Source organism: Ruegeria sp. K7 (genome assembly GCF_056531785.1).
In genome coordinates, this window is sequence record NZ_JBQFMJ010000001.1 from 27,143 (window position 1) to 39,855 (window position 12,713).

Annotated in this window: 13 protein-coding genes; 8 read left to right on the plus strand and 5 right to left on the minus strand. The window is 58.2% G+C overall.

Annotation, left to right across the window (positions count from 1 at the left end):
* Nucleotides 1–24 precede the first annotated feature (24 nt).
* Entirely contained in the window at nt 25–1,002 is a 978-nt protein-coding gene (locus ACR0FE_RS00130) for an alpha/beta fold hydrolase (RefSeq protein ID WP_480910141.1), read from the minus strand.
* A complete protein-coding gene (locus ACR0FE_RS00135; protein WP_480910143.1) occupies nt 1,002–1,292 on the minus strand; it encodes an SCP2 sterol-binding domain-containing protein in 291 nt (96 codons plus the stop codon). The genes ACR0FE_RS00130 and ACR0FE_RS00135 overlap by 1 nt, the downstream gene beginning before the upstream one ends.
* 69 nt (nt 1,293–1,361) lie before the next feature.
* Here ACR0FE_RS00135 and ACR0FE_RS00140 point away from each other — a divergent pair, with 69 nt between their 5' ends.
* From ACR0FE_RS00140 to ACR0FE_RS00165, 6 genes are all read left to right on the plus strand, one after another.
* Complete coding sequence (locus ACR0FE_RS00140) at nt 1,362–1,931, plus strand: tetratricopeptide repeat protein (RefSeq protein ID WP_480440189.1); 570 nt, start codon at nt 1,362–1,364, stop codon at nt 1,929–1,931.
* Nucleotides 1,932–1,952: 21 nt separating this feature from the next.
* Nucleotides 1,953–4,760, plus strand: coding sequence for a helicase-related protein (locus ACR0FE_RS00145; RefSeq protein WP_480910145.1), 2,808 nt, complete (start codon nt 1,953–1,955; stop codon nt 4,758–4,760).
* 6 nt (nt 4,761–4,766) lie between these two features.
* Nucleotides 4,767–5,132, plus strand: a complete 366-nt coding sequence (locus ACR0FE_RS00150; RefSeq protein ID WP_480910147.1) for an RNA-binding S4 domain-containing protein — start codon at nt 4,767–4,769, stop codon at nt 5,130–5,132.
* Between the two features lie 66 nt (nt 5,133–5,198).
* Entirely contained in the window at nt 5,199–5,537 is a 339-nt protein-coding gene (gene fdxA, locus ACR0FE_RS00155) for a ferredoxin FdxA (protein ID WP_170616129.1), read from the plus strand.
* Between the two features lie 282 nt (nt 5,538–5,819).
* A complete protein-coding gene (locus tag ACR0FE_RS00160) occupies nt 5,820–6,329 on the plus strand; it encodes a CarD family transcriptional regulator (RefSeq protein ID WP_170616131.1) in 510 nt (169 codons plus the stop codon).
* Between the two features lie 118 nt (nt 6,330–6,447).
* Nucleotides 6,448–7,215: an ion channel gene (locus ACR0FE_RS00165; RefSeq protein ID WP_170619040.1), complete on the plus strand. Its 768-nt coding sequence runs from the start codon at nt 6,448–6,450 to the stop codon at nt 7,213–7,215.
* Here ACR0FE_RS00165 and cobS read toward each other — a convergent pair.
* Complete coding sequence (gene cobS / locus ACR0FE_RS00170) at nt 7,212–7,976, minus strand: adenosylcobinamide-GDP ribazoletransferase (RefSeq protein ID WP_480910149.1); 765 nt, start codon at nt 7,974–7,976, stop codon at nt 7,212–7,214. The genes ACR0FE_RS00165 and cobS overlap by 4 nt on opposite strands.
* Nucleotides 7,977–8,055: 79 nt before the next feature.
* Here cobS and cobT point away from each other — a divergent pair, with 79 nt between their 5' ends.
* Nucleotides 8,056–9,069 carry a nicotinate-nucleotide--dimethylbenzimidazole phosphoribosyltransferase gene (gene cobT / locus ACR0FE_RS00175; RefSeq protein ID WP_480910151.1) on the plus strand — a complete coding sequence of 338 codons (1,014 nt, stop codon included), beginning with the start codon at nt 8,056–8,058 and terminating at the stop codon, nt 9,067–9,069.
* A gap of 31 nt (nt 9,070–9,100) precedes the next feature.
* Here the strand turns inward: cobT and ACR0FE_RS00180 are convergent, their stop codons facing one another.
* Nucleotides 9,101–10,981, minus strand: a complete 1,881-nt coding sequence (locus ACR0FE_RS00180; RefSeq protein ID WP_170616137.1) for a monovalent cation:proton antiporter-2 (CPA2) family protein — start codon at nt 10,979–10,981, stop codon at nt 9,101–9,103.
* A gap of 19 nt (nt 10,982–11,000) precedes the next feature.
* The gene (locus ACR0FE_RS00185; protein WP_170616139.1) at nt 11,001–11,456 is read right to left on the minus strand and encodes an Lrp/AsnC family transcriptional regulator; all 456 of its coding nucleotides are present in this window, start codon (nt 11,454–11,456) and stop codon (nt 11,001–11,003) included.
* Between the two features lie 146 nt (nt 11,457–11,602).
* On the opposite strand from ACR0FE_RS00185, the gene hppD reads away from it, so the two are divergent.
* Nucleotides 11,603–12,700: a 4-hydroxyphenylpyruvate dioxygenase gene (gene hppD, locus ACR0FE_RS00190; RefSeq protein WP_480910153.1), complete on the plus strand. Its 1,098-nt coding sequence runs from the start codon at nt 11,603–11,605 to the stop codon at nt 12,698–12,700.
* Nucleotides 12,701–12,713: the final 13 nt, after the last annotated feature.

Below are 12,713 nucleotides of genomic sequence, written 5' to 3' on the forward strand. Positions count from 1 at the left end.
GCGGCCAGAGTGACGGATCGGCTATTAGCTTTGCAAAGCCGCATTAGGTGCGGCGTTTGGCTGGCTGGCCCTGAAATGCGCGGCAAGTTGATCAAAGACCGGTCCCCGAACCTCGGGTGATTCCATCATGACCTCATGTTCGCCCTCGGGAACTTCAATCAGCTTGCCTTTGGGCCAGTTGGCCATTCGGGCCCGGATGGCGTCACGATCCACGATCCGTTCGTTTCCGCCCAGATACGTCAGGCATGGTACATCCGGCGCAGGCTGTTTCATCAGCCAATCACATTCCGTCAGCGCCTCGCGCAGCCAGATTGTCGACGGCGCCCCAAGCGCCATTTCCGGATGCGCAGCCAGTTGATCCTGCATCATCCGGTACATATCCGGATCGCGGGTCAGCATATTGTCTTCGAAGGGCTGAATGGTGACATAGCTGTCCAATGTCGTGGTCGGAGGCGTTTTCTCGCCCAGTCCGAATTTCGGCCCCCAATAGGCCGTCATCCAGCTGATCGGCCGCATGATTGTGGAAAAGTAAATGCCCCACATTGGCCCGGTGAAGGCACAGGCCGCAAAGCAGTTCTGCTCGATAATCGCCCGCAACGCTATGGCACCGCCCATTGAATGGCCGATCACGTACCAGGGCTTTGGCAGGTTCAGTTCTTTTGCCATGTCCAGAACGGCGCGGACGTCCTTCTGGTAATCCGGAAATTTCGCGACATGTCCGATCCGGGGGTTGTCCAGAAGGCGATCCGCCAGTCCCTGACCGCGCCAGTCTATCGCCAGGAAGGCAAAGTGCCGTTTTGTGAACTCTCCAGCCGCGTTTCCGTATTTTTCAATGTATTCCGTGCGTCCCGGAAACATCAGCACAGTACCATTTGCACTGTCTTCAGGCACCCAATGCGCGACACGGATGCGTTTGGCATCCGAAGTTTCCAGCCAATGGGCCTTGCCACCGGCAGGAGCGCCGGCCACAGCTTCAAACAAAGGGGCCGGCGAAAAATCCATCAGGCCAGCACCGAGGCAAGTTTCATGGCAATCCCCATGTCTCCGTCCACGCTCAGCTTGCCAGACATGAACGCGCCGGTCGGGTTCAGGTCACCGCTGAGGATCTGCTCGAATGTATCAGCATCCGCGCTCAGGGTCACGTCGGTGTCTTCGTCGCTGACACGCGCGCCGTCTGCATCCAGAACGATCGAACCCAGATCTGCGATGGCGAATTTGGCCGAAGCATCAAAAGCCCCGCCCGCCAGTTTTTCATTCAGCGCGGCTGCGGCCTTTTCAAGAATCTCGCTCATGATCTTCCTCATTTTGTTTATGCGCCGAGAATGGACATCCCCGGTCGCAACGCTACACTGAACAATGTTATGAGCATTGCAAACCACAATCTCAAAGGTATCGTCGCGGCACTTGCAACACTGATGGTGTTTTCCACCATTGGTGCGGCCCAGCAAGCCGACTCCAAGGACGAATCCGTGCTGTTGGAGCAACTGGCACAGTCCACGCCCCGGCAGGCGATCAGCATTGACCGTCAGTTGCAGTCGCTCTGGTCGCAATCTGGCTCGGCCTCGGCCGATCTGTTGCTGGAACGCGGGCGCGAGGCGCTTGAGGACGGAGACGTCAAGGCGGCGATTGAACATCTGACGGCTTTAACCGACCACGCACCGCAGTTCGCCGAAGGCTGGCACGCCCGGGCATCGGCGTTTTTCGGTATCGAACGCTTTGGCATGGCGGCGGCTGATCTGGAACATGCCCTATCCTTGAACCCGAACCAATACGAGGCCATCTATGGCTTGGGTCTGATCTTCGAGATGCTGGATCAGCCGGAAAAAGCGTACGAGGCCTATTCCCGCGCTTTGTCTATACATCCCCATCACGAAGAAGTAACCAATGCCGTGAATCGTCTAAAGCCTCAGATCGAAGGCAAGGCGCTGTAAGGTCCGGGGCAGGGGGCAAAGGTGAACGGGTCATCCCGAATCGTGGCCGTTCTTGGCCCGACAAACACAGGTAAAACCCATTACGCGATCGAGCGGATGCTGGGACACAGGACCGGTGTGATCGGCCTGCCGTTGCGTCTGCTGGCACGCGAGGTCTATGACAAGATCGTAGCCGTCCGTGGACCCTCCGTCGTGGCCCTTGTCACGGGCGAGGAACGGATCGTGCCACCGCGTGCGCAATATTGGGTCTGCACGGTCGAGGCGATGCCCGAAGGCATGGGCGCGGATTTTGTGGCCATTGATGAGATCCAGCTCTGCGCCGATCCCGAGCGTGGCCATGTTTTCACGGACCGCCTGCTGCGCGCGCGCGGGACCAGTGAGACGCTGTTTCTAGGGTCAGATACGATGCGGGGTCCCATCGCTGCGCTGGTGCCCGAAGCACAGTTCACCCGCCGCGAGCGGATGTCGCAGCTTGTCTACTCCGGCTCGAAAAAGATCAGCCGAATGTCTCCGCGCAGTGCCATCGTCGGGTTCTCGGTCGACAGCGTCTATGCGATCGCCGAACTTCTGCGCCGTCAAAAGGGTGGTGCGGCGGTTGTTATGGGGGCGCTCAGCCCGCGTACACGCAACGCGCAGGTCGAGCTATACCAGAATGGCGAGGTTGACTACCTGGTCGCCACTGATGCCATCGGAATGGGTTTGAACCTGGATGTGAATCATGTGGCGTTTTCGTCCCTGACCAAGTTCGACGGTCGCAGGATGAGACCTCTGGCGCCCAACGAACTGGCCCAGATCGCTGGCCGGGCAGGGCGCGGCATGTCCGACGGCACGTTCGGCGTAACGGGTGAGGCCCCGCCTTTAGGTGATGGTGTGGCGCAGGCGATCATGGACAGCCGTTTCACGCCGATGAAAAAGCTGAACTGGCGGAACGCCGCCTTGCGGTTCGGCTCGATCGAGGCGCTGATCCACTCGCTTGAGGTCAGCCCAAACGACGAACACCTTATCAAGGCCCGGCCAGCCGATGATCTGAACGTGCTGAAATCTCTCTCGCAAGTGACCGAGGTCTCGGCGCGCGCCAGCGACGGTCCGTCGATCCGTTTGCTGTGGGATGTCTGCCGAATTCCAGACTTTCGTGGCATCAGTCATGCCGAGCACGCAAGTCTGTTGGAGGTGATCTACAACTACCTGCACGAGCGTGGAACGATCCCGGATGACTTTCTGGCGCGGCAAATCCGCCGGATCGACCGAACCGACGGAGATATTGATGCGCTGTCCAAAAGGTTGGCATATATTCGCACATGGACATATGTTGCGCAACGAAACGGTTGGGTACGTGACGAATCCCATTGGCGCGAGGAAACGCGCACTGTAGAAGACAGGCTGTCGGACGCTCTTCACGAACGTTTGACTCAAAGATTTGTGGACCGGCGCACATCCGTTTTGTTGCGCCGGCTCAAACAGAAGGAGGCCCTTTTGGCCGAAGTAAATGACAAGGGTGAAGTGACCGTCGAAGGCGAATTCGTCGGTCGTCTGGAAGGGTTCCGGTTTATCCCGGACAAAAGCGCGCAAGGAACCGAGGCGAAAGCTCTGAAATCGGCGTCCCTGCAAGCTCTCGCGCCGCAATTCCATCTGCGTGCCGACCGCTTCTACAACGCGCCCGATACTGAAATTGATTACACAGATCAGGGCGGCCTGATGTGGGGCGAATACGCCGTTGGCAAACTGGTTGCCGGGGCGGAGCCTCTCAAGCCGGTCGTCGAGGTTTTTGTGGATGAGGCTGCGGGACCGGATGTGGAGCAGAAGGTTCAACGTCGTTTGCAGCACTTCATCGACCGCAAGGTCGCGGCGCTGTTTGAACCGCTGCTGAACCTGTCGCGCGACGAAGAGCTGTCAGGCCTGGCCAAGGGGTTTGCCTTCCGAATGGTCGAAGCCTTGGGTGTGCTGCCCCGTGCCGGCGTCGCGCAAGAGGTTAAGGATCTGGATCAGGACGCCCGTGGCGCGCTGCGCAAGCACGGCATTCGGTTTGGCCAGTTCACAATCTTCATGCCGCTTCTGCTGAAACCCGCACCGACGCGTCTGCGACTGGTGTTGTGGGCCCTGTCCAGCGGATTGCAGGAGTTTCCCGAAGCGCCCCCTCCGGGTCTGGTCACCGTGCCTGTCGCCAAGGGCGCGCCCGAGGGGTACGACACGATGTGCGGATACAGGGATGCCGGCGAGCGTTCGATCCGTATCGACATGCTGGAGCGTCTGGCCGACATGCTGCGTGCAGAAGACAGCCGCGGCGGGTTCGAAGCCAAACCCGACATGCTCTCGATTACCGGTATGACGCTTGAACAGTTCGCTGACCTGATGCAGGGGCTGGGCTACAAGGCCGAGCGTGGCGAACGTGAAAAGGTCAAACCGGCGGCTGTCGAAGCAGAACTGCCTTCGACAGATACAGCCGAGCAACGTGTCGCCGAAGAAGTGTCCGCATCCCAAGAGGCAACCGAAGATGTCGCAGCACCCGCCGAGGCGCCAGCCGAGGCCGCGACAAGCACCGAGGCGGCAGCCGAGGCACCGGCTTCGGATGAGCCGGAGGTCGAAGTATTCTACACCTTCACCTGGGGTCGTCAGCGGCAGCCGAACCGTGGCCCGCGCCGCGAGCAGGGGCAGGGCAAGGGCAAGCCGCGTGGCAAACCGCAGGAAGGCCGTGGAAAACCACACGGAAAGAAAGGCGGCAAGCCGCAAGGCTCCAAGACTTTCTCCTCCCGTCCTCCGAAAAAGGAAAAGGCGATTGATCCTGACAACCCGTTTGCAGCTGCGCTGATGGGTTTGAAGGACGGCAACTGACCCGAGATGGCCGAGGCCCGGCTGCGGATTGACAAATGGCTGTGGCAGGCGCGGTTCTTCAAGACCCGCAGCCTGGCCGCCAAACAGGTCAGCGGCGGACACGTGCGGGTAAACGGAAACCGTGTGGTGAAACCGGCGCATTCGGTCGGCCCCGGCGACGCTCTGACGTTCACTCAGGGGCGTATCGTGCGTGTCGTTCGTGTTGAAAAACTGGGCGAACGGCGGGGACCGGCACCCGAGGCGCAAACGCTGTACTCGGACCTGACCGAAAAGCAGAACGCACCACCGCGTAATCCGGGTTTTGAAGGAAAAGGTCGTCCAACCAAGAAAGATCGGCGCGCACTTGATCTTTCTCGACCTCCGGAATGCTGATCCTCACTTGAAGAGCAAGCCATACTGAATTAGCTAGACGCCCAAACCGCAAACGGGAACGCCGCTATGACCTATGTTGTCACCGAGAACTGCATCGCCTGCAAATACACCGACTGTGTCGAAGTGTGCCCGGTGGACTGTTTCTACGAGGGCGAGAACACACTGGTCATCCACCCAGATGAATGCATCGACTGCGGCGTGTGCGAACCGGAATGCCCCGCCGACGCCATTCGCCCCGATACCGAGCCGGGTATGGAAGAATGGGTCGAGTTCAACCGCAAATACTCCGAGCAGTGGCCGGTGATCGTGACCAAGAAAGATCCCCTGCCAGACGCGGAAGAACGTGATGGGGAAGAAGGCAAGATGGAGAAGTACTTCTCCGAAGCGCCGGGTGAGGGCGGTTAAACGATTCGTCCTGGAATCTGGTGGGAAACTGTAAAGATTGAGGGATATCCTTCTGATTCCCAAGCAGCTTTTCGAAATTTCCCCGGCGTAAGCTTTCAGATGCCACTTTTTTGTGGTATACTACGTCCCTACATGATGATCGGGATTGGGGTGCGCTCCGTAAGTATGCTTGCTTTGGAGTTCTGAGTTTTCAACACAACCGCCGCCAGACGGGGCTTAGATGCGCCCTGTGGTGGTGTTTTTGTTGTCTGTACCCCGGTCCGCAACGAAGGAAAAAAGTGAATGTCAAAATCGAAAAAGCTTGAGTTCCGCCCTAACGATTACGTTGTCTACCCTGCGCACGGCGTGGGTCAGATCATCTCGATCGAAGAGCAGGACGTTGCGGGGTTTTCGCTCGAGCTGTTCGTGATCTCATTCGAGAAAGATAAGATGACCCTGCGGGTTCCGACCAACAAGGTCACCGAATCCGGTCTGCGCTCGCTGAGTTCGCCGGACGTGATCAGTCAGGCGATGAAGACGCTTAAGGGCAAAGCCAAGGTCAAACGCGCCATGTGGTCACGCCGGGCGCAGGAATACGAACAAAAGATCAACTCGGGCGATCTGATTTCGATCGCCGAAGTGGTTCGCGACCTGCACCGTACCGATGACCAGCGCGAGCAGAGCTATTCCGAGCGGCAGCTTTACGAAGCCGCGCTCGAGCGTCTGACCCGCGAAGTCGCCGCAGTATCCGGGCATGGAGAGATTTCGGCTGCCAAGCAGGTCGATGAGGTTCTGATGTCGCGTGCCGCCTGATCTCAATCGGCTACCGAGTTTCGGGCCGTCCCTCATCGGGGGCGGCCTTTTTTTATTCTGCTGCTTGGTCCCCGGTGGGTTTGAGGGTAATTTTGCCCTGAACAAAGGGGGATAGGCAGTGAAGGTAAAGCAAGCGATAAAGTTCCTCTATATCGGAAAAGACCCGATATCGGTGCGGTTCAGGTATACCTTGATCCTGTTTGATGCTGCTACGATCATCTTCTTTGTCGCCACCGCACATGGCGGTCATGGGCCCGGTATCACTCTGGTCAGTATGATTGTGGGCCTGATCATCCTTATGGATTTTTCGGCGCGGCTCTGGATTTCGAAGGATCGCAAAAGACTGCTGCGCAAAATCTACACGCTGGCCGATATCGTCGTGATCCTGTCATTGATCCTGGACCCGTTCCTCACCGGCAGCCTGGCCTTCCTTCGAATATTGCGCGCGCTACGTCTGATCCATTCCTATCATCTGTTGCGCGATCTGCGACGCGACAGCCCCTTTTTTCGAACGCATGAAGACGCAGTGATTGCTGCGATCAACCTGCTGGTTTTTGTGTTTGTGACCTCGACGGCAGTTCTGGTCTACTTCATCCCGGAAACCAGCCAGACGCCATATATTGACGCGCTGTATTTCACGATGGCGACGCTTACGACGACAGGATTTGGTGACATCACGCTGTCGACACCGTGGGGCAAGCTGTTCTCAGTTTTCATCATGGTGGTCGGCGTCGCACTTTTCGTGCGGCTGGCGCAGGCGATATTCATGCCCCAGAAGGTCAGGCATAAATGCCGAAGCTGTGGACTTTATCGGCACGACCCGGATGCCGTGCATTGCAAACATTGCGGTGAGGTGTTGCGGATTGAAACCGGCGGTGTCGCCTAGAGCCGCGCAATCAATGCGACAAGGATCGTGACCTCGGCCAATTGCTGCGCCGCGCCTAGAATATCCCCGGTCTGACCGCCGATTTTTGCCTTTGCGACGATGGCCAACAGACCGACGATCAGCGCCGCGCAAAGTACCGGGAAAAGGGCAGAGCCACCGATCAGCGCCACCGAGACTGCACAAGCAACAATCAGGCCTGCAATTGCACTCATCGAACGGGGGCGACCTACAGAGTGACTTAGTCCGGATGAACGGGCATTTGGTAAGATGGCCATCAAAACGGGCATCATCGCACGAGACATTACGCATGCGGTCAGGATGGCGCTGATCCCTCCGGCCGTCAGCAGGGATGCGACAGCGAACACCCGGATCAATTGTGAAAACAAAAGTGCCAGAACACCATAGGTGCCGATATGGCTGTCTTTCATGATCTCAAGCCGCCGGTCCCGCGTGAACCCGCCCCAAAGCCCGTCAGCCGTGTCTGCCAGCCCGTCTTCGTGCATTGCGCCGGTTGCTGCAATCAGAACTCCCACCAGCAACCCGGCAGAGACAAGGGCCGGCACGTTCAGGGAGATGGCAATCCATCCCACCAGACAGGCAATTATTCCGACGGTCAGCCCTGCAATCGGGAAAGCCCACGCAGCCTGAGCCTGACGCGCGAATACATGATCCGGCAGCCGGGGAACGGGCAGGCGGGTCAGAAGCACCAAAGCCAGGGGTATATCCCAGCCGGAAATGAGTTTGGTGTCGTTTTTGAGCACTCCCGCGCCTTTCGGGGTCTTGTTGGTCTGGTTGCTTCGGTTAAACACACAGGACCACTCTGATGCAACGAGGCTTTCGATGCTGCCCGAACTTACCGACCTGAAAACTTTCCGGAATGCGCTGAGCTCTGCACCCGGCCCGTACGAAACCGCAACAACTGGCGCGTCCGAGCGCAACGGCCAACTGACCAAGCCTCCGGGCGCGCTGGGTCGGCTCGAGGATCTGGCGATCTGGTATGCGGGATGGCGTGGGGATGCCCGGCCGCAGATTTCCGCGCCTCAAGTGATCGTTTTTGCCGGAAACCACGGTGTTACGGCGCAAGGCGTATCAGCATTTCCACCTGAAGTGACCGTTCAGATGGTGATGAATTTTCAGCATGGCGGTGCGGCGATCAACCAACTGGCCAAATCGGCTGGTGCGACGATGAACGTACACGCGCTGGATCTGGACACGCCAACTGCGGATTTCACAAAAGCTCCGGCAATGGATGAGCAAGAGCTTCTGTCAGCGTTGCGTACAGGCTGGCAGGCGGTCGATCCAACGGCGGATCTGTTGGTGGTTGGCGAGATGGGGATCGGCAACACAACTCCGGCGGCCGCAATTGCCTGCGCCCTGTTTGGAGGCGAGGCGGCCGAATGGACCGGGCGTGGCACCGGCGTTGATGATGCGGGTCTGGCCAACAAAACCCGGGTGGTCACTGAAGGTGTCGCCCTGCATGGTCAGGCTGGCGACGGGCTGGATATCCTGCGCTGCCTGGGTGGGCGCGAGATTGCCGCCATGGCCGGTGCCATCGCGGCGGCACGTGTGTTGAGGATTCCGGTCATTCTGGACGGTTTCATCTGTTCGGCGGCTGCCGCGTGTCTGGCGGACGTGAACGAAGGGGCGCTGGACCACACAATTGCCGGCCACCAGAGCGCCGAGGGCGCGCATGGCGCGGTCCTGGCGCGGCTTGGCAAAGAACCTTTGTTGAACCTGGGCTTGCGGCTTGGCGAGGGGTCGGGTGGTGCGCTGGCGATCAACATCCTGAAAAGCGCCGTCGCCTGTCATTCGGGCATGGCAACGTTTGCCGAGGCCGGTGTCTCGGACGGCTAAACGCTATATCTGACCCGGGTAGGGGCCTGGGTCAGGCTGACTTCTTGGCGTTTTCTTCTGCCATCTCCAAAAGCGCGGTTTCCAGCTCCTTCTGAAGCTCGCGCGATCTTTCGATGTATTTCTTGTTCTCGGCCGTCGGCATTCCCGGTATCCACAATTCGGCCAGCTCGCGCACGGACATTCGATCATGATGATAGAATGTCTGTTCCGCCTGTGCTGCCTCATAGTCGCTGAGGCCGATGTTCTCCAAGACATAGCGGCCAGCGCGAAGTGAGCTGTCGAAGGTTTCTCGGACGATATCGTTCGCACCGGCCTGATACAGCTCATAAACGTGGTTGCGGTCATAGGCACGGGCGATGATGTGCAGATCAGGGCGTTGTCGCCTTGCGTAGCCAACCAGCCGCGTGACCTGCTTGTGATCGTCCATGGCTGCGACAAGAACGGATGCCTTTTCGATCCCTGCCGCGCGCAGCAGCTCGGGGCGGGTCGGGTCGCCCAAAAACCCTTTGACGCCGAACCTGCGCATCAACTGCACCGTGTCGATGTCGTGGTCCAGAACGACCGTCTTGAAACCACTTGCCCGAACCAGTCGGTTTACGATTTGGCCAAAGCGGCCTATGCCCGCGATGATTACCGGGCCTTTTTCGTCAATCTCGTCCGGTTCCGGCTGCGGGCGCACATCGCCGATGCGGCGCGACAGTTGATCGTAGATGATGAACAGCAGCGGTGTAATCAGCATCGTCAGCGCGATGATCATCAGAAGTTTCTGGGAAAGATCGGTGGGGATGACATTCTGCTGCGTGGAAAAGGCCAGCAGGACAAAACCAAATTCACCCGCCTGGGCCAGACCCAGAGTGAACAGCCAGTGATCGCGCCCGCGAAGCTTGAAGGCACGTCCGACGATAAAAAGGATGATCCCTTTGACCAGGATCACCAGAAGCGCTAGCCCGATCAGGTCAAAGGGATCGTTGAAGAAATAGCCCACGTTGATCCCGGCACCGACTGTAATGAAGAACAGCCCCAGAAACAGACCTTTGAACGGCTCCAGATCGCTTTCCATCTCGTGCCTGAATTCCGAACTGGCCAGAACCACGCCGGCCAGAAATGCGCCCAAAGCGGGCGACAGGCCAACCAGCGTCATCAGGAATGAGATTCCCACAACGATCATAAGGGCCAGTGCGGTATACATTTCTCGCAGGCGGGTGGCGTGAATGAATCTGAACAGGGGACGGGTCAGGTAGACACCCGCCAGAATGACGAAAGCAACGGCGCCGAGCGTGACCAGCGTGACCGCCCAGCCCGGCAAGCCCTCGACCAAGGACAGGCTGTGATGGGCCGCGCCATGCGCATCGACATTGCCACGGTCGATAGAGCCGTCGCCTTCAAGGTGCGGAACGCGCGGAAGGGCCAGCAACGGCAGCATCGCAAGGATCGGAATGACCGCAATATCCTGTGTCAGCAGAACCGAGAATGTGGCCCGCCCGCCATTGGTCTGCATCAGCCCCTTTTCCGACAAGGTCTGCAAAACGATAGCCGTTGACGACAGCGAAAGGGTCAGACCAACCGCCAATGCCACGGTCCACGGGTGGTTTGCGTATATTGAAACACCGGCGATCACCGCCGTCGACATTGCGACCTGAAGCCCGCCCAACCCCAATAGCTTGTCGCGCATATCCCAAAGGGCGCGCGGTTCAAGTTCCAGCCCGATCAGAAACAGCATCATGACGACGCCGAACTCGGCTACATGCTGCAGGCTTTCGGTTTCAGCACCGACCAGCCCCAGAATGGGCCCGATCACGATACCGGCCGCCAGATACCCCAGTACAGAACCCAACCCCAGACGCGCTGATAAAGGCACCGCAATAACTGCCGCCGCCAGATAGATCGTTGCCTGGTAAAGGAAATCGTCCATGTTTGTCCTCGTGTCCCGGTCAGGTCGGAAGGGGTGCGTCGCGCTTGAGTTGATCCATTACAATTTGGCTTTGCACCCTCGCAACGGCAGGATGCGGCAGTATGACCTGATGAAGCAAGCGGTTGAGCGCGGAAAGGTCATCACAGAATATGTGCAACAGATAATCTGCCTCTCCTGTCATCGTCCAGGCGCTTGTTATCTCAGGGCGGGCGTCGATCATGCGGGCAAAGCTGGCAGATTGTTCGGGGCCGTGCGTGCCCAGATGGACCTGGACGAAACCCTGCACGTGCAGTCCCAGTTTCAACGGGTCCAGGCGAGCGGCGTAGCCGGTGATGTATCCTTCCGCCTCCAGCCTTTGTCGGCGGCGCCCTGCCTGACTGGCTGACAGGTTCAGCATTTCACCCAGCTGATGTGCCGTCAGGTGCGCGTTCTTTTGCAGCGCAGACAGCAGGCGTGTGTCCATGGCATCCAACATATGCGGATTCGCCCCGTTTTTCTTGTCTTTGGTGCGTAAATCGCGCACATACCGCTAGTTTACACGAAAATTATGCGCAGAAACAGCGTCAATTAAGACGTATTTTAGAATCAGCAAAGAAATTCCTGTTTTTTAGGAGACCCGCCATGGGACCTTTCCCGCACAACGCACCGAAATCCGTAATCAGCAAAGAAAACCCGGCAGGGACCGACGGCTTCGAGTTTGTCGAATTCGCGCATCGAGAACCGCAGGAGTTGCGCGACCTGTTTTCGAAGATGGGATTCGAAAGGGTGGGGCACCACAAAAAGAAGCCCGGCGTCGAACTGTGGCAGCAGGGCGATGTCACGTATATCCTGAACTCCGACCCCGACAGCTTTGCAGCCAAGTTTGTTGCCGAACATGGACCGTGCGCGCCAGCAATGGGGTGGCGCGTGGTTGATGCCCAAAAGGCCTATGAGCACGCCGTTGCAAAAGGTGCCGAGCCTTACGATGCCGACGACAAAACACTGAACGTGCCAGCCATTAAGGGGATTGGCGGCTCGCTGATTTACTTCGTCGATCAGTATTATGACACGTCGCCCTACAACCAGGAATTCGAGTGGACGCAGCAATCCAAACCCCGCGGTGACGGGTTCTATTACCTCGATCACCTGACGCACAATGTCTACAAGGGGAATATGGACAAGTGGTTCCGGTTTTACGAAAACCTGTTCAATTTCCGCGAAATCCGCTTCTTTGACATCCAGGGAAAATTCACCGGTCTTTACAGCCGTGCGCTGACCTCGCCCTGTGGCCGCATCCGCATTCCGATCAACGAGGACAGAGGCGAGACCGGCCAGATCGTTTCGTACCTGAAGAAATACAAGGGTGAGGGCATTCAACACATCGCAGTGGGAAGTGAGGACATCTACGATTCAACCGACGCGATTGCGAAAAAGGGGCTGAAGTTCATGCCAGGCCCGAACGAGACCTACTACAACATGTCTACTGACCGGGTCGCGGGGCATTCCGAACCCCTGGACAGGATGATGAAGCACGGCATCCTGATTGATGGCGAAGGTGTCGTCGACGGCGGCGAGACACGGATCCTGCTGCAAATCTTCTCGAAGACTGTCATCGGACCGATCTTTTTCGAGTTCATCCAGCGCAAGGGTGACGACGGATTCGGCGAAGGAAACTTCCAGGCGCTGTTCGAATCCATCGAACGCGAACAGATAGAAAGTGGCGAGATTTCAGCCGCTTGACGCGACTATATAA

Coding starts and splice junctions, on each gene's coding strand:
- cobT (WP_480910151.1), top strand. CDS start 8,056: ATGCTGCCCGAACTTACCGACCTGAAAACTTTCCGGAATGCGCTGAGC.
- ACR0FE_RS00150 (WP_480910147.1), top strand. CDS start 4,767: ATGGCCGAGGCCCGGCTGCGGATTGACAAATGGCTGTGGCAGGCGCGG.
- ACR0FE_RS00160 (WP_170616131.1), top strand. CDS start 5,820: ATGTCAAAATCGAAAAAGCTTGAGTTCCGCCCTAACGATTACGTTGTC.
- hppD (WP_480910153.1), top strand. CDS start 11,603: ATGGGACCTTTCCCGCACAACGCACCGAAATCCGTAATCAGCAAAGAA.
- ACR0FE_RS00185 (WP_170616139.1), bottom strand. CDS start 11,456: ATGTTGGATGCCATGGACACACGCCTGCTGTCTGCGCTGCAAAAGAAC.
- fdxA (WP_170616129.1), top strand. CDS start 5,199: ATGACCTATGTTGTCACCGAGAACTGCATCGCCTGCAAATACACCGAC.
- ACR0FE_RS00135 (WP_480910143.1), bottom strand. CDS start 1,292: ATGAGCGAGATTCTTGAAAAGGCCGCAGCCGCGCTGAATGAAAAACTG.
- ACR0FE_RS00180 (WP_170616137.1), bottom strand. CDS start 10,981: ATGGACGATTTCCTTTACCAGGCAACGATCTATCTGGCGGCGGCAGTT.
- ACR0FE_RS00140 (WP_480440189.1), top strand. CDS start 1,362: ATGAGCATTGCAAACCACAATCTCAAAGGTATCGTCGCGGCACTTGCA.
- ACR0FE_RS00130 (WP_480910141.1), bottom strand. CDS start 1,002: ATGGATTTTTCGCCGGCCCCTTTGTTTGAAGCTGTGGCCGGCGCTCCT.